Genomic DNA, 21,045 nt, shown 5'->3' on the forward strand with positions numbered 1-21,045 from the left:
CGATACGTGACAGCGGCCATCAATGCGCGACCTTGGGCAGGCCGGTCAGCATGTACCAGCTCAGGAGGGCGGCCACGCCGACGAGCATGACGAAGGCGTAGTGATAGACGTAGCCGGTCTGGAAGCGGACCACGCCGCGCGTCACGTCGAGGACGCGGGTGGCGATGCCGTCCGGGCCCATGCCGTCGATGACCCGGCCATCGGCCTCCTTCCAGAGGAACTTGCCGAAATCCTTGGCCGGACGGACGAAGATCCGGTCGTAGAGTTCGTCGAAGTACCACTTGTTGAGGAGGAACCGGTACAGGCTCGGCTGCTGCGCGGCGAGCTGGCCCGGCAGTTCGGGCCGGCGGATATACATCCAGTAGGCCAGGACGAAGCCGATCAGCATCATGATGAAGGGCGCGTAGGACACGAGCGCCGGCACCGAATGGATGTCGTGCATGATGTGGTTGTCGGGGCCATGGCCGAGGGCATGACCCCAGAACCCGTCCATGCCCTCGCCGATGAAGCGGTTCTTGAAGATCAGGCCGGCGAAGAGCGCACCGAAGGCGAGCAGCCCCAGCGGGATCGTCATCACCAGCGGACTTTCGTGCGGCGTGTGCGCATGGTCGTGGTGTTCGATGGCGCTGTGCGAGGCCGGCTCGACGTCGTGACCCTTGTCGTCGTGGGCGACGCCCTCGTGGTGGCCCGGCGCGCCGTCCGCCTGCGCCGACGATCCGGCATGCGCCACCGCGTGGTGGTCGTCATGGTGCGCGCCGCCGTGGCCCGCCCAGCGGGCCGGCCCCTCGAAGGTCATGAAGAACAGGCGCCAGGAATAGAACGAAGTCATCAGCGCGGCGACGACGGTGCAGATGAAGGCCAGCGTGTGCCCGGGCCGGGTCGAGGCGTAGGCCGCCTCGATGATCGCGTCCTTGGAGTAGTAGCCCGCCGTGAACGGGAAACCGATCAGCGCCAGGGTGCCGATGGTCATCATCGCGGAGGTGAAGGGGATGTAGCGGCGGAGATTTCCCATGTTCCGCATGTCCTGCTCGTGGTGCATCGCGTGGATGACCGAGCCGGCGCCGAGGAACAGAAGCGCCTTGAAGAAGGCGTGCGTGAAGAGGTGGAACACGGCGGCCGAGTAGGCGCCGACGCCGAGCGCCACGAACATGTAGCCGAGCTGCGAGCAGGTCGAGTAGGCGATCACGCGCTTGATGTCGTTCTGCACGAGGCCGATCGTGGCCGCGAAGAACGCCGTGATGCCGCCGATGACCGTGACCACGATGAGGGCGTTGGGCGCGAGCTCGAACAGCGGCGACAGGCGCGCGACCATGAACACGCCGGCCGTCACCATGGTGGCGGCGTGGATCAGCGCCGAGACGGGGGTCGGCCCCTCCATCGCGTCGGGGAGCCAGGTGTGCAGCAGGAACTGCGCCGACTTGCCCATGGCGCCCATGAACAGCAGCAGGCAGGCGAGCGTCAGGGCGCTCCAGTCGTAGCCGAGGAAGTGGAAGGTCGCGTCCTTGATCTCGGGCGCGCGGGAAAAGATGCCGTCGAAGGCGATCGAGCCCGTGAGCACGAAGACCAGGAAGATGCCGAGCGAGAACCCGAAATCACCGACTCGGTTGACGATGAAGGCCTTCATGGCGGCGGCGTTTGCCGAGGGCTTCTCGTACCAGAACCCGATCAGCAGGTAGCTCGCGAGGCCGACGCCCTCCCAACCGAAGAACATCTGCACGAGGTTGTCGGCCGTCACCAGCATCAGCATGGCGAAGGTGAAGAGCGACAGGTAGGCGAAGAAGCGCGGCCGGTGCGGGTCCTCTTCCATGTAGCCGATGGAGTAGAGGTGAACGAGGGTCGAGACCGACGTCACGACCACCAGCATGATCACCGTCAGGGTGTCGATGCGGAAGGCCCAGTCGACCACGAGGTCGCCGGCCGTGAACCAGGTGGCGACCTGGACCCGCGTCGCGTGCTCGGTGCCGGGCACTTCGAGAAAGGCGCCCCAGGACAGGAGCGCCGAGAAGGCGAGCAGGCCGGTGGTGATGCCCTCGCTGAGCTTCGGACCGAGCTGGCGGCCGAAGAGGCCGGCGAGCAGGGCGCCGACGAGCGGGAGGAAGACGATCGCGTGATACATCGCTGGCTTGTCCGGCCTCCGGGGGTGCGGCCCGCACCCGCGCGTGGCGCGGGAGCCGGGACGGCACCCTGTGGGTTCGTGTCACCGCAGCGGCACCGCGCGGAGCGCGCTGCCGAGCGTCAAATCGGGTTCTGACGCGGTCCCGCTCAGCCCTTCATCATGCTGACGTCCTCGACCGCGATCGAACCGCGGTTTCGGAAGAACACGACGAGGATGGCGAGTCCGATGGCCGCTTCCGCCGCCGCCACGGTCAGCACGAACAGGGCGAAGACCTGGCCGGTGATGTCGTTGAGGTGGGTGGAGAAGGCGACGAGGTTGATGTTCACGGCGAGCAGGATCAGCTCGATGGACATCAGGATGACGATGACGTTCTTGCGGTTCACGAAGATGCCGAGCACGCCGAGCGTGAACAGGATCGCGGCGACCGTCAGGTAATGGCTCAGGCCGATCATCGGATGTGGCTCCCGTTATCCGCCATCAGACTTCGACGCCCTGGCGCGAGGGCACCTTGCGGGTCTCCACCGCCAGCGCTTGCGTGCGCGCGTTCTGCACCGCGATGTTCTGGCGCTTCACGCCGGGGCGGTCGCGCAGGGTCAGCACGATGGCGCCGATCATCGCGACGAGCAGGATCAGGCCGGCGAGCTGGAAGAAGAAGACGTAGTCCGTGTACAGCACCCGGCCGAGCGCCTGGGTGTTGGTGACGGCCTCGGCGCCCGCGATCGGATTGAGCGGCGCCTGGATCAGACCGGGATCGATGGTCCAGGAGCCGACGACGAGCAGGAGCTCGATCAGGAAGACCGCGCCGATCAGCGCGCCGATGGGCAGGTATTGCTGGAAGCCCTGGCGCAGCTGCGCGAAATCCACGTCGAGCATCATCACGACGAAGAGGAACAGCACGGCGACGGCGCCCACGTAGACGACGACCAGGATCATCGCGAGGAACTCGGCGCCCATCATCACGAACAGCCCGGCGGCGTTCACGAAGGCCAGAATGAGGAACAGCACGGAGGCCACGGGATTGCGCGAGGCGATCACCATGAAGCCCGAGGCGATGGTCACACCTGCGAACAGGTAGAAGAAGGCAGCGGCTGCGCTCATGCGATTCTAGAGATCAGCCGTCCCGAGGACGGCCCCTTCTGCCGAAATTGTGCCACGGCCCATCGGCCGCCCGTCTATAGAACCCGCCCCTGCGGCGCACAACCGCCTCGGCGAGCCCGCGCCGGCTCCGTGGGCACGGAATCGGCGCACTGTCTCATCCGCCCCCGGGGTGCCGGGGGCGGGCCCCTCAGCGGTAGGGCGCGTCCACCGCGAGGTTGCGGGCGATCTCGCGCTCCCAGCGGTCGCCGTTCAGCAGGAGCTTCTCCTTGTCGTAGAGAAGCTCCTCGCGGGTCTCGACCGAGAACTCGAAGTTCGGCCCCTCGACGATGGCGTCGACCGGGCAGGCCTCCTGGCACATGCCGCAATAGATGCATTTGACCATGTCGAGGTCGTAGCGCGTGGTGCGGCGCGTGCCGTCGTTCCGGCGCGGACCTGCCTCGATGGTGATGGCCTGGGCCGGGCAGATCGCCTCGCACAGCTTGCACGCGATGCAGCGCTCCTCGCCGTTGGGATAGCGGCGCAGCGCATGTTCTCCTCGGAAGCGTGGACCGCGATGGCCCATCTCGAAGGGGTAGTTGATCGTGGCCTTGGGCTTGAAGAAGTAGCGCATGGCGAGGGCGAACCCCGACACGAACTCCTTCAGGAGCAGACCCTTGGCGACCTGATCGAGCTTCATGGCCCGGATCTCCGTGAGCGGTTGTCAGGCACCCGGCGCGAGGCCGGTGAGCTTGAGGACGAAGGCGACGACGACGACCGAGACGAGCGAGAGCGGCAGGAAGACCTTCCAGCCGAGGCGCATGAGCTGGTCGTAGCGGTAGCGCGGCACCATGGCCTTCACCATGGCGATCATGAAGAACAGGAAGCTGGCCTTGAGGGCGAACCAGATCAGGCCCGGCACCCAGGTGAAGGGCGCGAACGGGATCGGCGAGAGCCAGCCGCCGAGGAACAGCACCGTACCGAGCGCACACATGGTCATGATGGCCACGTACTCGCCGAGCATGAACAGCAGGTACGGCGTCGAGGAATACTCGACCATGTAGCCGGCGACGAGCTCGGATTCGGCCTCCGGCAGATCGAAGGGCGGGCGGTTCGTCTCGGCCAGCGCCGAGATGAAGAACACCACGAACATCGGGAACAGCCAGAGCCAGTACCAGCCCAGGATGCCGAGGCTGGTGTCCTGCGCCATGACGATGCGCGAGAGGTTGAGCGAGCCGGCGCAGAGCAGGACGCAGATGATGACGAAGCCGAGGGAGACCTCGTAGGAGATCATCTGCGCGGCCGAGCGGAGCGCGCCCAGGAAGGCGTACTTGGAGTTCGAGGCCCAGCCGCCCATCAGCACGCCGTACACGCCGAGCGACGAGATCGCGAAGATGTAGGTGATGCCGACATTGATGTCGGCGATGGCCCAGCCCTCGGCGAGCGGGATCACCGCCCAGGCGGCCAGCGCCAGGGTGGCGAAGACCAGGGGCGCCAGCAGGAACAGCGCCTTGTTGGCGCCCGCCGGGATGATCGGCTCCTTCAGGACGAACTTCAGCAGATCGGCGAAGGACTGGAACAGGCCCCAGGGCCCGACCACGTTGGGCCCGCGCCGCAGCTGCACCGCCGCCCAGATCTTGCGATCGGCCAGAAGCGCGTAGGCGATGAAGACGAGGAGCAGCGCCAGGAGCACGAAGCTCTTGAGCACCAGCAGCAGGACGGTGCCGAGGATTTCCCAGAAGGTCATGGCAGGAAATCCCTATTCGGCCGCTTCGAGGCCGCGCACCCGGGCGAGGCTCGAACACTCGGCGAGCACGCGCGAGGCGCGGGCGATCGCGTTGCTGAGGTAGAAGTCCGGCACCGCCGAGGCGAAGCCGGTGCGGGTCGGCTCACCGGCGAGGCCGGTCAGAGTCTCGACGCTCGCCACCGCGTCGCTCGGCGCCACGGCGTCGAGAGCGGCAAAGTGCGGATGCTCGGCGTAGAGCGCGCGGCGCAGCGCACCGAGGGAATCGAACGGCAGGCGCTTTCCGAGCACGTCGGAGAGGGCGCGCAGGATCGCCCAATCCTCGCGGGCGTCGCCCGGCGGGAAGCCGGCGCGGTTGGTGACCTGCGCCCGGCCCTCGAGATTGACGAACGTGGCGCTCTTCTCGGTGTAGGCCGCGCCCGGCAGCACGACGTCGGCGCGTGTGGCGCCGCGATCGCCGTGGGTGCCCTGGTAGATCACGAAAGCCCCCGCGCCGATCTCGACCTCGTCGGCACCGAGGTTGAACACCACGTCGAGGGCGCCGGCCTGCGCGATACCGGCGAAGTCGAGGCCGCCCTCCCCCGGCACGAAGCCGAGATCGAGCGCGCCGACGCGCGCGGCCGCGTTCTGGAGTATGCCGAAGCCGTTCCAATCGGGCGTGACCGCGCCAATATCCCTGGCGAGGCGGGCAGCCGCCGCCAGGATCGCCGCGCCGTCGGGCCGGGCGAGCGCGCCGGTGCCGACGATGATCAGCGGACGGCTGGCGGCCTTCAGCGCCTCGGCGAAGCTGTGCTGGCCCGAGGCGAGATCGGCCAGGGTCTCGGGGCCGGCACCCAGATAGGTGTGGGGATAGGTGAGATCGACGGGCTCGCCGATGAGGCCGACCGCGAGGGGCCCCATGCGCCAGCGCTTGCGGATGCGCACGTTGAGGAGCGATGCTTCGAGGCGCGGGTTCGTGCCGACGAGCAGGATCGCATCCGCCTCCTCGATCCCCGCGATGGTGGTGCCGAGCGTGTAGGCGGCCCGGCCCCAGGCCGGATCGAGCGCCTCGCCGGCCTGGCGGCAATCGAGGTTCGTCACCCCGAGGGAGGTCATCAGCGCCTTGAGGGCGTAGGTTTCCTCGACGCCGGCGAGATCGCCGACGACCGCGCCGATGCGCTTCGGGTCGGTGCCCTTCACCCGAGCGGCGATCGCGGCGAAGGCCTCACCCCAGGAGGCCGGGCGCAGGCGGCCGTTCTCGCGCAGGTACGGCCGGTCGAGACGCTGCGTGCGTAGGCCGTCGACGGCATGGCGGGTCTTGTCGGAGATCCACTCCTCGTTGATGCCCTCGTGTACGCGCGGCTCGATCTGCATGACCTCGCGGCCACGGGCATCGACCCGGATGGCACAGCCGACCGCATCCATCACGTCGACGGATTCGGTCTTCGACAGCTCCCAGGGACGAACCTCGTAGCTCTGCGGCTTATGGACCAGCGCCCCCACGGGGCAGAGATCGGCGACGTTGCCCTGCAACTCCGAGCCCATGGCCGATTCGAGGTAGCTCGTGATCTCCATGTCCTCGCCGCGCCCGATGGCGCCGAGATCCGGCACGCCGGCCACTTCCGCGAGGAAGCGGACGCAGCGGGTGCAATGGATGCAGCGGTTCATGGCGGTCCGCACCAGCGGGCCGATGTACTTCTCTTCCACGGCGCGCTTGTTCTCGCCGTAGCGGGTCGAGTCGACGCCATAGGCCATCGCCTGATCCTGCAGGTCGCAATGGCCGCCCTGGTCGCAGATCGGGCAATCGAGCGGATGGTTGATGAGGAGGAACTCCATCACCCCCTCGCGGGCCTTTTTGGTCTGGCCCGAACGCGTCAGCACCTCCGGCGGCTCTCCGTTCGGGCCGGGCCGGCAATCCTTGACCGCGTAGGCACAGGAGGCCACGGGCTTCGGCGCGCCCTTGAGTTCGACGAGACACATCCGGCAATTGCCCGCGATGGACAGCCGCTCGTGGAAGCAGAAACGCGGAATTTCCGCGCCCGCGATCTCGCACGCCTGGAGCAGCGTGTAGTCCGCCGGAACATCGACCTCGGTGCCGTCGACGACGATTTTTGTCATGCTCAGGGTCCGCAAACCGTGAAAGAGATGCTCTCGAAAGAGCCGTCCGATCTTGCAAAGAAGTAGTGCGGCATGAATTGCCGTTTATCACTCGATCCTATGTTGTCGTCGACTTCGACTCGCACAGGATCACAGACCTTCTTCACTTTATCTAAGGCGTATTCACGAGCAAAATTCTGATCGTCAGCAAGTCGATGAATCTCTCTTGCTGTAGATAAACGCGATGCAGGCAAGTCGGAATCAGCTTCCACACGGACCTTCGCGATGCAATCCCGTCCGCCTACGGCCTGCTCGATCGCGAGCCTCGATATCGTGAGCGTAGAACCGCCAGGAGATCGAAATTTTATGTCTTGCCCAAGCGGTTGCACATCAGGCCAGGAAGCGAACACAAGCCGCAAATCGCATGCGCCCGCCGCGAGCGGATCAAGGACGACAAACGACGCCAGAGCGATCGCGACCGTCCTGACGCCGAACGCGATGGAGACCGCCACGCCTGATCCGCGATGCCGGGCCATGCCTCTACTCCGCAGCGATTCGCACCGCATCGGAATGCGGGTTGGCGCTGTAGCGGTCGATGCGGCGCTCGATCTCGGGGCGGAAATGCCGGATCAGCCCTTGAATCGGCCAGGCCGCCGCATCGCCGAGGGCACAGATGGTGTGGCCCTCGATCTGCTTCGTCACGTCGAGGAGCATGTCGATCTCGCGGCGCTGGGCGCGCCCTTCCGCCATGCGCAGCATCACGCGCCACATCCAGCCCGTCCCCTCGCGGCAGGGCGTGCACTGGCCGCAGGATTCGTGCTTGTAGAAATAGGCGATGCGGGCGATGGCCGAGACGATGTCGGTGGACCGGTCGAGGACGATTACCGCCGCTGTGCCGAGGCCGGAGCCAAGGTTCTTCAGCGTGTCGAAGTCCATCTTGGCGTCGATGATCTGCTCGGCCGGCACCAGGGGCACCGAGGAGCCACCGGGGATCGAGCAGAGCAGGTTGTCCCAGCCGCCGCGCATGCCGCCGCAATGCTTGTCGACGAGTTCGCGGAAGGTGATGCCGAGCTCTTCCTCGACGTTGCACGGCTTGTTGACGTGGCCCGAGACGCAGAACAGCTTGGTGCCAGTGTTGTTCTTGCCGCCGAGCCCCGCGAACCAGGCGCCGCCCCGGCGCAGGATGGTGCCCGCCACCGCGATCGACTCGACGTTGTTCACCGTCGTCGGGCAGCCGTAGAGGCCCATATTGGCCGGGAACGGGGGCTTCAGGCGCGGCATGCCCTTCTTGCCCTCGAGGCTTTCCAGCAGCGCCGTCTCCTCGCCGCAGATATAGGCGCCCGCGCCGTGGTGGACGTAGATGTCGAAGGGATAGCCGTGGACGTTGTCCTGACCGACGAGCTTCGCGGCGTAGGCCTCGTCCACCGCACGCTGGAGCGCGTGCTTCTCGGCCACGTACTCGCCGCGGATGTAGATGTAGCAGGCATGCGCCGCCATCGCGAAGGAGGCGAGCATGCAACCCTCGATCAGGAGATGCGGATCGTGCCGCATGATCTCCCGGTCCTTGCAGGTGCCCGGCTCGGACTCGTCGGCGTTGACGACGAGGTAATGCGGGCGCCCATCGGACTTCTTGGGCATGAACGACCACTTGAGGCCGGTGGGGAAGCCGGCGCCGCCGCGCCCGCGCAGGCCCGACCGCTTCATTTCCTCGATGATCCAGTCGCGACCCATCTCCAGCAGGAACTTGGTGCCATCCCAGGCGCCGCGCTGCTTGGCCGCTTCGAGGCCCGGCGAGTGCAGGCCGTAGAGGTTCGTGAAGATTCGATCCTGATCGGCGAGCATGTCAGTTCCCCTTCTTCGGGGCGGGATTGTTCGGGGCGGACTTCTTCGCGTCGGCGGGCGCGTCGGCGCTGGCGCCCGAAGCGGCGGGCTGCGGCGGCGGTTCGCTGCGCGGCAGGTCGGATTGCGTCCCCGCCTCGGCGCCGGCCGCCTCGGCCTTCGCGATGGTCTCGGGCTGCGCGGGACCGGGCCTTCCGCCCTGCGCCGTCGACTCCTTCGTGTCGGCGGCATCCGCCTTGTCGCTTGCCTTCACCGGCGTTTCGCCGGCGGCGGCCCGCTGGGCGGGGGCGTCGGTGACGGATTTCTCCGCCGCGCGGCCGGAATCCGGACGGCCGGGCTTCGGCTCGGAGGCCGCGCGCTGCTCGGACGAGGCGGCTTCCGCCTTGCCGGCCTCGTTCTCCTCGTCCTTCTCCTCGAAGCGCTTGCGCCAGGCGCCGACGCGCGAACCGTCGAACAGGGTGGCGTCGGTCAGGGTCTCGGCGCCTCCCAGCGGCTCCGACGAGGTACGACCGACCTGGGAGCCCACCTTCACGGGGCGCCCGGCGGCCAGATCGTCCATGAGCGTGCCCAGCAGGTCCGGCGTCAGGTCCTCGTAGTAATCCTGGTTGATCTGCGCCATCGGCGCGTTGCAGCACGCGCCCAGGCACTCGACCTCGAGCCAGGAGAAGTTGCCGTCGGCGCTGACATGGCCCGGCGCGCCGAGGCGGCAGTGCAGGTAGTCCTTCAGCTCGCGCGCGCCGCAGGAATCGCATGGCACCGTGCCGCAGAGCTGGATCCAGAACCGGCCCACCGGCTCCAGGGCGAACATCGTGTAGAAGGTCGCGACTTCGAGCACGCGGATATGCGGCATGCCGAGTTCGTCGGCCACCGCCTCGATGGCCTTCTGCGGCAGCCAACCGCCATTCTGCTCCTGCGCCTTCCACAGCAGCGGGATCACGGCCGAGGCCTGACGCCCCTCCGGGTATTTCTCGATCTGGCCCTTGGCCCAGTCGGCGTTCTCGGGCGAGAACGCGAAGGCGGCGGGCTGCTCGGCGGCGGGGGCGAGTCTGCGGTTGGCCATCAGTTCTGAACCTTGATCCTCACCGGTCCACTTCGCCGAACACGATGTCCAGCGTGCCGAGCACGCAGGACACGTCGGCCAGCATGTGGCCGCGGCACATCCAATCCATCGCCTGGAGATGGGCGAAGCCGGGCGCGCGGATCTTGCAGCGGTAGGGCTTGTTGGTGCCGTCGGAGACGAGATAGACGCCGAATTCGCCCTTGGGCGCCTCGACGGCCGCGTAGACCTCGCCGGCCGGCACGTGAAAACCCTCGGTGTAGAGCTTGAAGTGGTGGATCAGCGCTTCCATCGAGCGCTTCATCTCGCGGCGCGGCGGGGGCGCGATCTTGCCGTCGGTGGCGGCGATCGGGCCCTGGCCGGCAGGCTCGCGCAGCTTGGCGCAGCACTGCTTCATGATCTTCACGGATTCCCGCATCTCTTCCATGCGGATCACCTGGCGATCGTAGGTATCGCCGTTCTTCCCCACGGGGACGTCGAATTCCATCTCCTCGTAGCACTCGTACGGCTGCGACTTGCGCAGGTCCCACGGGATGCCGGAGCCACGCACCATCACGCCCGAGAAGCCCCAGGCCATGGCCTCGTCGACCGTGACGATGCCGATGTCGACGTTGCGCTGCTTGAAGATGCGGTTGCCCATGACGAGGTTGTCGAGGTCGTCGACCACCTGCAGGAAGGGGTCGCAGAACGCCTCGATGTCGTCGATCAGCGCGGGCGGCAGGTCCTGGTGGACGCCGCCGGGCCGGAAGTAATTGGCGTGAAGACGCGCGCCGGACGCGCGCTCGTAGAAGATCATCAGCTTCTCGCGCTCCTCGAAGCCCCAGAGTGGGGGGGTGAGGGCGCCGACGTCCATCGCCTGCGTCGTGACGTTGAGGAGGTGGGAGAGGATGCGGCCGATCTCGCAGAACAGCACCCGGATGAGCTGGGCGCGGCGCGGCACATGAAGCCCAAGGAGCTTCTCGATGCCGAGGCAGAAGGCGTGCTCCTGGTTCATCGGCGAGACGTAATCGAGCCGGTCGAAGTACGGCGTCGCCTGCAGATAGGTCTTGTGTTCGATCAGCTTCTCGGTGCCGCGATGCAGGAGGCCGATATGCGGATCGACGCGCTCGACGATCTCGCCGTCGAGTTCCAGCACGAGGCGCAGCACGCCGTGCGCGGCCGGGTGCTGGGGCCCGAAATTGATCGCGAAGTTGCGGATGTTGTGCTCGGTCATGGCCTCGCTCCGCGCCTTATGCCGATGTCTTCTCGTCGCCGGGGAGCACGTATTCGGTGCCCTCCCAGGGCGAGAGGAAATCGAAGTTCCGGAATTCCTGGGTGAGCTTCACGGGCTCGTAGACCACGCGCGCCTCGTCCTGGTCGTAGCGGACCTCGACGAAGCCCGTGAGCGGGAAGTCCTTTCGGAGCGGATGCCCCTCGAAGCCGTAATCCGTCAGGAGGCGGCGGAGATCGGGATGGCCGGAAAACAGGATGCCGTAGAGGTCGTAGGTCTCGCGCTCGAACCAGTTCGCGGCCGGAAACACCTCGATCACGGAGGGGACCGGGGTCTGGTCGTCGGTCTGCACCTTCACGCGGATGCGGCTGTTATGGCGCAGCGAGAGCAGGTGGTAGACGACGTCGAAGCGCTTCTCGCGGGCCGGATAGTCGGCCCCGCAGATGTCGATGAAGCAGCGGAAGGCGCAGGCCGGGTCGTCGCGCAGGTAGGTCATCGCGTAGACGATGTCGCTGGCCTGCACCACGAGGGTGAGTTCGCCGAAGGCGATGCCGCGCGAGACGATGGCGGGACCCAGCGCCCCGGCCACGTGATCGCTGATCCGCTGCAGGGCGTCGATGCCGGATTCGGGCGCGGTGTGGGCGAGGATGCTGATGCCGTTGGTCATGCCGTGCGTCCTCCCTCAGCGCTCGATCGTGCCGGTGCGGCGGATCTTCTTCTGGAGCAGGAGCACGCCGTAGAGCAGCGCCTCGGCGGTCGGCGGGCAGCCCGGAACGTAGATGTCGACGGGCACCACCCGGTCGCAGCCGCGCACCACCGAGTAGGAATAGTGGTAGTAGCCGCCGCCATTGGCGCAGGAGCCCATGGAGATGACGTAGCGCGGCTCCGGCATCTGGTCGTAGACCTTGCGCAGGGCCGGTGCCATCTTGTTGGTGAGCGTGCCGGCGACGATCATGACGTCGGACTGGCGCGGCGAGCCGCGCGGCGCGAAGCCGAAGCGCTCGCAATCGTAGCGCGGCATCGACATCTGCATCATCTCGACGGCGCAGCAGGCCAGGCCGAAGGTCATCCACATCAGCGAGCCGGTGCGGGCCCAGTTGATGAGATCGTCCGTCGAGGTGACGAGGAAGCCGCGATCCGCGAGCTCGCTGTTGATCGACAGGAAGGTCGGGTCGTTGGCGCCGACCGGCAGGCCCGTGTTGGGATCGATGATCCCCTTGGGGGCCGGCGCGATCGCCGGGGCGCGGGAGAGGTCGGGGCTGAAGGCCATCGGTTTCTCGGGATCAGGCTTCGGACGGGTAGGCTGCGTGGGACGCGCGATTCGGGAGCGCTAATCCCATTCGAGGGCGCCCTTGCGCCACTCGTAGACGAAGCCGACGGTCAGAACGCCGAGGAAGGCCATCATCGACCACATGCCGAACCAGCCGAGCTCGCCGAAGCTGATCGCCCACGGGAACAGGAAGGCGACTTCGAGGTCGAAGATGATGAACAGGATCGCCACGAGGTAGAAGCGCACGTCGAACTTCATGCGCGCGTCGTCGAAGGCGTTGAAGCCGCACTCGTAGGCCGAGAGCTTCTCCGGATCGGGGCTGTTGTAGGCCACGAGGAAGGGCGCCACGAGCAGCGCCACGGCTATGAACAGCGACACGCCGATAAAGACGATGAGCGGCAGGTAATCTGCCATCAGGCCGGTCATGCGGGACCTCTCGTGTTCGCGGGCGGCCACGCCGCCCTGGGCGCCGCAGGCCACGTGGAATTGCTCCAATACCAGACTGCGCTGGCGCGAGGCTTAGACGACCCCCCGAGGCGAAACAAGGGCGTCGTGCGTCGCACAAATCCGGTGTGGCACTCAGGTAGTTCCGCATGCGTTCCGTGCAACACGACCGATCCGCGCAGGGGGTCCCATGGCGTGCGGACCCGGCCCGCCACGGGCACGCATGCGGCCGGAACCGAAGGATAGCGGGGACATCTCGGACCATCTGTCAGGCGGGGCTGGCGGCCGCCCGGGCGCGGGAACCATAACCTTGGCCGTCCGTTTCGTTCATGTCCCACTCAGGCCGGATCGCGTTAGGTCGGCGCAACATTCGACCTCACAGGAGACGCTTCGTGCGCATTGCTCAGATTGCTCCGCTTTCGGAGGCTGTACCCCCGAAGTTCTACGGCGGCACCGAGCGCGTGGTGTCCTGGATCACGGAAGAACTCGTCCGCCAGGGCCACGACGTCACGCTGTTCGCGAGCGGCGATTCCGAGACCTCGGCCAAGCTGGCGGCCTGCACGCCGGAGGGCCTGCGCCTCCTCGGCTACCGCGACCACACCGCGAGCCACCTCGCCATGCTGCACCACGTGCACAAGCGGGCGCACGAATTCGACGTCCTGCACTTCCACATCGACCTGCTGCAATATCCGATGTTCGAGGACTTGAACCACAAGTGCCTCACGACGATGCACGGGCGCCTCGACGTGCCGGACTTCATGCCGGTCTACCGCACGTTCACGGGCATGCCCCTGGTGTCGATCTCCGACAACCAGCGCGACCCGATGCCCGAGACCGTGAACTGGCTCTCGACCATCCACCACGGCCTGCCGGCGCAGAACTGTCCGTTCTACCCGGAATCCAAGGGCGGCTACCTTGCCTTCCTCGGCCGCATCTCCCCGGAGAAGCGCCCCGACCGCGCCATCGAGATGGCGATCCGCTCGGGCGTGAAGCTGAAGATCGCCGCCAAGGTCGACAAGGCCGACCAGGATTACTGGGACGAGGTCATCGAGCCGATGATCCACCACCCCCTGATCGAGTTCATCGGCGAGATCAACGAGGAGCAGAAGAAGGACTTCCTCGGCAACGCGCTGGCGCTCGCCTTCCCGATCGATTGGCCGGAGCCCTTCGGCCTCGTCATGATCGAGGCGATGTCGGCCGGCACGCCGGTGATCGCCTTCCGCAACGGCTCCGTGCCGGAGGTCATCGCCGACGGCGTGTCGGGCGTTCTCTGCGACTCGATGGACGATGCGGTCGAGGCCGTGCACACGGTCAAGACGATGAGCCGGGCCGGCGTGCGCAAGCACTTCGAGTCGCAGTTCACCGCCGAGTGCATGGTCCGCAAGTACGTCGCTGCCTACGAGCGCCTGCTCGCCGGCTCGGCCGACGTGATAAAGCTGCCCCATGCCGGCGCCTTCTCCCAGCATTACGGCGAACTCAACGGCTCGTCGCTGCCCTCGATCTCCGTCGCCGCGATGCCGGCCTAGCCGAGCCGCCCGGCATCGCTCCCGCGCGGGGCCGGTGAAGGCTGGCGCCGCAAGATTGCCGCACTACCTCTGCCTCTGAGGGCCGCCGCGCCGCACCTTGCGACCGGCGGCCCTTTTGATTCGACCCCCACTTTCGGAGACGCGCAGGCATGGCAGCGGACACTCTCAAGGCGACCTCCGAAACCGCGACCGGGACGCGGATTCCCCAGGGCTTTCAGGACGCCGACGAAGTTCTGCCGCAATATCACATCGAGGCGCAGACCTCGCTCGTCGAGCGCCCCCTGCGTTCGCTGAAGTACGGCGAGGCCTTCGCGGTGCTCGACAGCTACGGCGACATCGGCGTGCTGCCCGGCCCCGAGGGCCTGTACTTCCAGGATACGCGCTACCTCTCGCGCCTGCACGTCACCATCGAGGATCAGCGCCCGCTGCTGCTCTCGTCGGTGATGCAGGACGACAACGGCGCGCTCAGCGTCGACATGACGACGCCCGACATCCGCATCGACGCGCATGACGAGACCACGATCCCGCGCGAACTGATCGCCATCGAGCGCACCAAGTTCCTGTTCCGGGGCGCCTGCTACGACCGGATCGGTCTGCGCAACTACGATTCGCGCCACTGGCACCTGAAGGTGGCCGTGACCTTCGACGCGGATTTTCGCGATCTGTTCGAGGTGCGCGGCATGGACCGCCCGGTGCGGGGCAAGCGCAGCGTGCAGGTGGCGAGCGAAACCGAAGTCCAGTTCCGCTATGCCGGCCTCGACGAGGTGGTGCGCACCACGAGCCTGCATTTCGGCCCGAAGCCGAAGCACATCGAGCCGGGCCGTGCCGAGTTCCTGGTCTCGCTGCCGCCGGGCGGGCGGGCCTCACTGTTCCTGCGCGTCGTCTTCGAATCGCACCGGGCCTTCACCAGCGCCCCGGCGGCCGAGCGCGTCGGCGAGGACGCGGCGGCCGGCCTGTCGCGTGCCGCCGGCAGTTCGGCCTCGCCGCGCCATCCCAAAGGCCTTGCCGAGGGCGTGATCTTCGCGCGCGCCTACCGTGATTCACGCCGCGACCTGCGCCAGCTCACCGCCGGCATCACCACGATCATCTCGTCGAACGACCAGTTCAACGAGGCCGCCTGCCGCGCCACGGCCGACCTCTACATGCTGGCGAGCCGCACGCCGGAGGGCATCTACCCCTTCGCCGGCATCCCCTGGTACTCCACGGTCTTCGGGCGCGACGGCATCATCACCGCGATGATGGCGCTCTGGATCGACCCGAATTTCGGCAAAGGCGTGCTGCGCTACCTCGCCTCGACGCAGGCCAAGGCCGTGGACCCCGCCGCCGACGCCCAGCCCGGCAAGGTGCTGCACGAGACCCGGCGCGGCGAGATGGCGATGCTCGGCGAAGTGCCGTTCCGGCACTATTACGGCACCATCGACGGCACGCCGCTCTTCGTCATGCTGGCCTGGGAATATTACGCCGTCACCGGCGACCGGGACACCATCGCGGCGATCTGGCCGGCCCTCGAACTCGCGCTCGAATGGATGAACCGGTACGGCGACCGCGACGGCGACGGCTTCGTGGAATACGCCCGCGACACCGACAAGGGCCTGGAGAACCAGGGCTGGAAGGACAGCCACGACTCGATCTTCCACACGGACGGCAACCTCGCCAAGGGGCCGATCGCCCTCTGCGAGGTCCAGGGCTACGTCTATGCCGCCAAGAACGGCGCGGCCAAGCTCGCCGCGCTGCTCGGGCACGACGACCTCGCCCAGCGCCTCGGCCAGGAGGCGCGCGCGCTGCGCGAGAATTTCGACAAGGCGTTCTGGTGCGACGACATCGGCACCTATGCCCTCGCCCTCGACGGCGAGAAGCGCCAGTGCGCCGTGCGCTCGTCCAACGCCGGGCACGCGCTCTTCACCGGCATCGCCCTGCCCGAGCGGGCCGCGAGTGTCGCCGCCAACCTCCTGTCGAAGGACGGCTTCAACGGCTGGGGCGTGCGCACGATCGCGCGCGGCGAGGCCCGCTACAACCCGATGTCGTACCACAACGGCTCGATCTGGCCGCACGACAACGCGCTGATCGCCCTCGGCCTGGCGCGCTACGACCTGAAGCCGGAAGCCTCGCGGATCTTCCAGGGCATGTTCGACACGGCCCTCTACCAGGACCAGAAGCGGTTGCCGGAACTGTTCTGCGGCTTCATGCGCCGGCACCAGCGCGGGCCCGTTTCCTATCCGGTGGCCTGCTCGCCGCAGGCCTGGGCGGCGGCCGCCCCCTTCGCCTTCCTCGCCGCCTGTCTCGGCCTGGAGATCGACCACGATCGCAACCGGGTCCGCTTCCGCAACCCGACCCTGCCGCCCTTCCTCGACGGCGTCTCGATCTTCAACCTGAAGATCGGCGCCTCGCGCGTGGACCTTCGCCTGCAGCGCTATGGCGAGGATGTCACCGTGAACGTCCTGCGTCGCACCGGCGACGCGCAGATCTCGCTGCTGAAGTAAGGCGCAGTCTCCCCTCCCCCTCGCGGGGAAGGGCCAGGGGTCGGAGGGGCGCCGGCAGCCTTCCGAAGCGTCGAGGGTCACCCCGAACCGCACCCCGGCCCCTCCTCACACGGGGAGGAGGGGCACGTCACGGAATCGACGACGTCCCGCGACGCCGCCGATCAACGAAAAACGCCGCCCTCCCGAAGGAAGGCGGCGCTCGAGATCCGATGGGCTCCGGAGAAAAACCCCGGCGTCAGCGCGGCGCCAGGATCATGATCATCTGGCGGCCTTCGAGCATCGGCTCGCTCTCCACCTTCGCGATCTCCTGGGTCTCGTTCTTCACCCGCTCCAGCAGGCGCAGGCCGATATCCTGGTGCGCCATCTCGCGGCCGCGGAAGCGCAGGGTCACCTTGACCTTGTCGCCCTCCTCGAAGAACCGGATCACGGCCTTCATCTTGGTATCGTAGTCGTGCTTGTCGATGCCGGGTCGGAGCTTGATCTCCTTGACCTCGACCGTCTTCTGCTTCTTGCGCGCTTCGTTCTGCTTCTTCTGCTCGTTGAAGCGGAAGCGGCCGTAATCAAGGAGCTTGCAGACGGGAGGAACGGAGTTCGGTGCGATCTCGACGAGGTCGAGGCCGGCTTCCTCGGCCATGGCGATGGCGTCGAAGAAGGCGACGACGCCACGGTTCTGACCGGTGTCGTCGATGAGCTGCACTTCGCGAACGCCACGGATATCCCGGTTGGCGCGCGGCCCGTCCTTCTGCGGGGCCGGCATAGCTCTCATTGGTCTACGAATGGCTTTGATCTCCTGATGAAACGACGAAACGGCAGCCCACGAACCCAAACCCCATCCGAGGCTGATTCTGGCCACCCATCGCTCGCGAAATTCGGTGCGACACCTTGGCTGAACTCTCGCTCAAGTCAACACGGTTGACGGGGTTTGGTTCATTCGACACGGTCCGGCACCGCGCCAGACGAGAGAGCATCCGTCAACCACGGGCGATCGGGGCCCGGCCCGCGATGAGGTCGGCATAGACCGCGAGGGTGTCGCCGACCATGCCCTCGAGCGAGAAATGGGCTTCCACGTGCGCGCGTCCGCGCCGTGTCATGGCATCGCGGGCGCTGGCCCCGAGGGCGAGGGCCTCCGTGAGCGCTCCTGCCAGCGCGGCGGCGTCGCCGGGGGGCACGCGCCAGCCGGTGCGCTGGGCGGCCGGCACTTCCGGCGGCGCCAAGACCGTCTCGGGCACGGCGCCGAGGTCGGAGACCACGACCGGCGTGCCGAGTGCCTGCGCCTCCACCGCCGAGCGGCCGAAGGCCTCGGGCTCGACGGAGGGCACCGCCACCACGGAGGCGGCCCGGAAGGCCGCCGGCATGTCGGCGCAGTGGCCGACCCGGTGGACGATGCCCTGGAGGCCGCGCGCGGCGACCAGCGCGTCGAGTTCCCGCTCGTAGGCGACGCGGCCCTGCGGATCCCCCGCGAGCACGATGGCGACGTCGGTCACGCCCTGGTCCCGCATCAGCGCGGCGGATTCGATGAGCACCCGCTGGCCCTTCCAGCCCGTGAGGCGAGCGGCCAGCAGCACCACGCGCTCGTGGGGCGCGACGCCCCAGGCCCGGCGCAGAGCCTCGACCCGCGCCGGCAGCACCGCCCCGGGCGTGAACAGGCCGAGATCGGTGCCGCGATGGATCACCCGGACCCGGTCCCCCGCCTGTTCGGGATGCAGGCTGCGGATCAGGTCGGCGGTGTAGTGCGAGTTGGCGATGACCACGTCGCCGCGCGCCATCACGGAATTGTACAGCACCTTCACGCCGGTGCGGCCCGAATAGCTGCCGTGATAGGTGGTGACGAAGGGCAGCCTGAGCCGGCGGGCCGCGCCCAGCGCCACCCAGGCGGGTGCGCGGGAGCGGGCATGGACGATCTGCACGCCCTCGCGTCGGCACAGGCGCGCCAGACGGCCGACGTTCAGCGCCATGGCGAGCGGATTCTTCGAAGCGGCGGGAAAGGGCAGCCAGATTCCGCCCTTGGCCTGCAACTCGCCGACCAGGCGCCCGCCGGCCGTGGCCACCAGGGCCCGCGCCCCGGCAGCCGCGAGGGCGGCGGCGATGTCGACGGTGGTGCGCTCGGCCCCGCCCGCATCGAGTTCGGGGATGATCTGCAGGATGGTGGTGCCGGCGAGCGGCGTGCGCTCGCTCGGAAAGCCGCCGCGTCCTTCGCCGTTCATGATGCGCGACCCGAGACGGTGCGCCACCCGAGGTCGAGGTCCGGAGTGCCGTCAGCGTCGTTGCGATGTCCGTCTGCGGTGTCGGTCATGGCCGTGAGCTTGAACGCCGCGCTTTACGGCCGGGTAAACGAAATGCGAAGCCGTCCCCTCAAGTTCGATGCAACGCGACGCGAGGGTTAACGAATGGCTTCTGCCGAGGGTGGAGCGCCGATCTTCATCGAGGTCGGCAGCGGACGGGATCTGCGACGGATCGCGGTGCGCCTGCGGCCGGGCGCGGATCGAGGGCCGCCCCTGGTCTGGCTCGGCGGTTTCCGCTCCGACATGGGCGCGACGAAGGCCATGGCCCTGGATGCGTGGGCCGAGCGCCACGGGCGGACCCTCGTGCGCTTCGACTATACCGGGCACGGCGAGTCGGGCGGCGATTTTGCCGAGGCCACGATCTCCACCTGGCTCGCCGATGCGCGCGCGGTCCTGGCCGCCCATGCGCCGGAGCGCCCGATCCTCGTCGGATCGTCGATGGGGGGCTGGATCGCCTGCCTCGTCGCCAGGGCCCTGATGCGGGAGAAGCTGGCGCCGCCCACGGGGCTGGTGCTGATCGCGCCGGCCCTCGACTTCACCGAAAGCCTGATGTGGGCGCGCTTCACGCCGGAGATCCGCGCGATGATCGAGCGGGACGGCGCCTGGATGCGGCCGAGCCAGTACGATCCGAACCCGGTGCCGATCACCCGCGCGCTGATCGCGGATGGCCGTGCGCACACCCTGCTCGACGCGGATCTCGATCCGGGCTGCCCGGTCCACATCCTCCAGGGCATGGATGACCCGGACGTGCCCTACACGCACGCCCTCGAGGTGGTGAAGCGCCTGCCGAGCGCCGGCACGATCCTCACCCTGATCGCGGATGGCGACCACCGCCTGTCACGGCCGCAGGATCTGGCGCGGCTGCTCTCGGCGGTGGCGGCGATGGGGGTCAGTGCAGGCTGACCGTGTAGAGGTCGTTGGCCAGCGCGTTGGCCACGATCGCGTCACGGGAATCCGCCAGCAGGATCGGCGCGCCGCTGGCCGAGAGCAGCGCGAACAGGTCGAGGCCGGGGGACAGATCGGGCGCCTGCGGGAAGATGCGCTTCACCTCGTCCGAGCGGATGGCCCGCACATAGGCGATGTGGCCTTCGCCCAGCGCCGCGAGATCGGAGGTGTCGAACTCGGCCGGGTCGAGATCGGCCTGGGTCAGCGGATTGATGTCGAAGTCGGTCATGGACTGCCCTCCTTGGTGGCAGAGCGGTACGCCGGAACCCGATCCCGGCGGTTCTGGAAGAAGGCGTGAAACCCTCTGGTGTCGCGGAGTCCCGGATTCAGGCCTCGTCCCGGGATGCGATGGCGATCTTGCGTACGATCCGGTCCGGCTCGGGCCGGGTCAGGTCGATGGAGAGGAGGCCGTTCGAGAGGTCGGCGCCCATCACCTCCATTCCGTCCGCGAGCAGGAAGGCCCGCTGGAACTGGCGCGCGGCGATGCCGCGATGGAGGAACTGGCGCGACTTGTCGTCGATCTGCCGCCCCCGGACCACGAGCTGGCTCTCCTCCAGCATCACGTCGAGCTGGTCGCGCGTGAACCCGGCGACCGCGAGGGTGATGCGAAGGCGCTCCGGCGCGTGCTCGGTCCGCGCCAGCCGCTCGATGTTGTAGGGCGGATACCCGTCACTGGCGGCCTTCGACACACGGTCGAGGGCCTGTTCGATCTCGTCGAAGCCGAGAAGGAACGGGTGTCCGAACGGAGAGGGCCGGGTCGTCACGAACGCATGTCCTTCCAGCGAAGCCCGAAACGAGAGAGCGAGGCACTTCGGTGATCGGGGCCCGCCTGCGCAGCACCCCTCCCGACGGTCGCCCGCCGGTCTCAGCGATATGGAGGCGCGGTCGGAGCGCATCAAGGGTCGGGCATGGCGGGTCGAGACGGCGCGGTCGCCCGGGAGGCCTTGTCGCATTGGGGTTTTTCGGAACTTTCGGACGGGCA

At 67.7% G+C, this 21,045-nt stretch carries 20 protein-coding genes; 3 read left to right on the forward strand and 17 right to left on the reverse strand.

Features of this window, described 5'->3' with window-relative positions; all coding sequences use genetic code 11:
- Window positions 1-19: 19 nt before the first annotated feature.
- From nuoL to MKK54_RS22065, 13 genes are all read right to left on the reverse strand, one after another.
- Window positions 20-2,116: an NADH-quinone oxidoreductase subunit L gene (gene nuoL / locus MKK54_RS22005; protein ID WP_244014229.1), complete on the reverse strand. Its 2,097-nt coding sequence runs from the start codon at window positions 2,114-2,116 to the stop codon at window positions 20-22.
- Between the two features lie 146 nt (window positions 2,117-2,262).
- The gene (gene nuoK / locus MKK54_RS22010) at window positions 2,263-2,568 is read right to left on the reverse strand and encodes an NADH-quinone oxidoreductase subunit NuoK (protein ID WP_238280743.1); all 306 of its coding nucleotides are present in this window, start codon (window positions 2,566-2,568) and stop codon (window positions 2,263-2,265) included.
- Between the two features lie 25 nt (window positions 2,569-2,593).
- A complete protein-coding gene (locus MKK54_RS22015; protein ID WP_244014232.1) occupies window positions 2,594-3,214 on the reverse strand; it encodes an NADH-quinone oxidoreductase subunit J in 621 nt (206 codons plus the stop codon).
- A gap of 187 nt (window positions 3,215-3,401) precedes the next feature.
- Window positions 3,402-3,890: an NADH-quinone oxidoreductase subunit NuoI gene (nuoI, locus tag MKK54_RS22020; protein WP_056434372.1), complete on the reverse strand. Its 489-nt coding sequence runs from the start codon at window positions 3,888-3,890 to the stop codon at window positions 3,402-3,404.
- A gap of 24 nt (window positions 3,891-3,914) precedes the next feature.
- Entirely contained in the window at window positions 3,915-4,937 is a 1,023-nt protein-coding gene (gene nuoH, locus MKK54_RS22025; protein WP_244014234.1) for an NADH-quinone oxidoreductase subunit NuoH, read from the reverse strand.
- Between the two features lie 12 nt (window positions 4,938-4,949).
- Window positions 4,950-7,031, reverse strand: coding sequence for an NADH-quinone oxidoreductase subunit NuoG (nuoG, locus tag MKK54_RS22030; protein ID WP_244014237.1), 2,082 nt, complete (start codon window positions 7,029-7,031; stop codon window positions 4,950-4,952).
- A 2-nt stretch (window positions 7,032-7,033) separates the two neighbouring features.
- Window positions 7,034-7,546, reverse strand: coding sequence for a hypothetical protein (locus MKK54_RS22035; protein WP_244014239.1), 513 nt, complete (start codon window positions 7,544-7,546; stop codon window positions 7,034-7,036).
- Between the two features lie 4 nt (window positions 7,547-7,550).
- Window positions 7,551-8,852: an NADH-quinone oxidoreductase subunit NuoF gene (nuoF, locus tag MKK54_RS22040; protein WP_244014242.1), complete on the reverse strand. Its 1,302-nt coding sequence runs from the start codon at window positions 8,850-8,852 to the stop codon at window positions 7,551-7,553.
- 1 nt (window position 8,853) lies between these two features.
- Window positions 8,854-9,909: an NADH-quinone oxidoreductase subunit NuoE gene (nuoE, locus tag MKK54_RS22045; protein ID WP_409564224.1), complete on the reverse strand. Its 1,056-nt coding sequence runs from the start codon at window positions 9,907-9,909 to the stop codon at window positions 8,854-8,856.
- A 19-nt stretch (window positions 9,910-9,928) separates the two neighbouring features.
- Entirely contained in the window at window positions 9,929-11,119 is a 1,191-nt protein-coding gene (locus tag MKK54_RS22050; RefSeq protein ID WP_244014244.1) for an NADH-quinone oxidoreductase subunit D, read from the reverse strand.
- A 16-nt stretch (window positions 11,120-11,135) separates the two neighbouring features.
- Window positions 11,136-11,783, reverse strand: a complete 648-nt coding sequence (locus tag MKK54_RS22055) for an NADH-quinone oxidoreductase subunit C (protein WP_244014247.1) — start codon at window positions 11,781-11,783, stop codon at window positions 11,136-11,138.
- Window positions 11,784-11,798: 15 nt separating this feature from the next.
- Complete coding sequence (locus tag MKK54_RS22060; protein WP_238280751.1) at window positions 11,799-12,386, reverse strand: NuoB/complex I 20 kDa subunit family protein; 588 nt, start codon at window positions 12,384-12,386, stop codon at window positions 11,799-11,801.
- A 60-nt stretch (window positions 12,387-12,446) separates the two neighbouring features.
- A complete protein-coding gene (locus MKK54_RS22065) occupies window positions 12,447-12,812 on the reverse strand; it encodes an NADH-quinone oxidoreductase subunit A (RefSeq protein ID WP_244014249.1) in 366 nt (121 codons plus the stop codon).
- Window positions 12,813-13,222: 410 nt separating this feature from the next.
- On the opposite strand from MKK54_RS22065, the gene MKK54_RS22070 reads away from it, so the two are divergent.
- Both MKK54_RS22070 and MKK54_RS22075 read left to right on the forward strand, forming a co-directional pair.
- A complete protein-coding gene (locus MKK54_RS22070; protein WP_244014252.1) occupies window positions 13,223-14,356 on the forward strand; it encodes a glycosyltransferase family 4 protein in 1,134 nt (377 codons plus the stop codon).
- 149 nt (window positions 14,357-14,505) lie between these two features.
- Window positions 14,506-16,836, forward strand: a complete 2,331-nt coding sequence (locus tag MKK54_RS22075; RefSeq protein ID WP_244014254.1) for a glycogen debranching N-terminal domain-containing protein — start codon at window positions 14,506-14,508, stop codon at window positions 16,834-16,836.
- A 235-nt stretch (window positions 16,837-17,071) separates the two neighbouring features.
- Here MKK54_RS22075 and infC read toward each other — a convergent pair whose 3' ends face one another.
- Both infC and MKK54_RS22085 read right to left on the reverse strand, forming a co-directional pair.
- Complete coding sequence (infC, locus tag MKK54_RS22080) at window positions 17,072-17,593, reverse strand: translation initiation factor IF-3 (RefSeq protein ID WP_238280755.1); 522 nt, start codon at window positions 17,591-17,593, stop codon at window positions 17,072-17,074.
- Window positions 17,594-17,807: 214 nt separating this feature from the next.
- On the reverse strand, window positions 17,808-19,040 hold the full coding sequence (locus MKK54_RS22085; RefSeq protein ID WP_244014256.1) for a glycosyltransferase family 4 protein: 1,233 nt from the start codon (window positions 19,038-19,040) through the stop codon (window positions 17,808-17,810).
- 183 nt (window positions 19,041-19,223) lie between these two features.
- Between MKK54_RS22085 and MKK54_RS22090 the strand changes: the two genes are divergently transcribed.
- Window positions 19,224-20,021, forward strand: coding sequence for an alpha/beta hydrolase (locus MKK54_RS22090; RefSeq protein WP_244014259.1), 798 nt, complete (start codon window positions 19,224-19,226; stop codon window positions 20,019-20,021).
- Here MKK54_RS22090 and MKK54_RS22095 read toward each other — a convergent pair.
- Together MKK54_RS22095 and MKK54_RS22100 are read right to left on the reverse strand one after the other, a co-directional pair.
- Window positions 20,008-20,292 carry a DUF1150 family protein gene (locus tag MKK54_RS22095; RefSeq protein WP_244014261.1) on the reverse strand — a complete coding sequence of 95 codons (285 nt, stop codon included), beginning with the start codon at window positions 20,290-20,292 and terminating at the stop codon, window positions 20,008-20,010. The two genes, MKK54_RS22090 and MKK54_RS22095, sit on opposite strands and share 14 nt — an antisense overlap.
- Before the next feature lie 97 nt (window positions 20,293-20,389).
- Complete coding sequence (locus tag MKK54_RS22100) at window positions 20,390-20,827, reverse strand: Hsp20 family protein (protein WP_244014263.1); 438 nt, start codon at window positions 20,825-20,827, stop codon at window positions 20,390-20,392.
- Between the last annotated feature and the right edge of the window lie 218 nt (window positions 20,828-21,045).

This window comes from Methylobacterium sp. J-068 (assembly GCF_022829445.1).
In the GTDB taxonomy this organism is placed as follows: domain Bacteria; phylum Pseudomonadota; class Alphaproteobacteria; order Rhizobiales; family Beijerinckiaceae; genus Methylobacterium.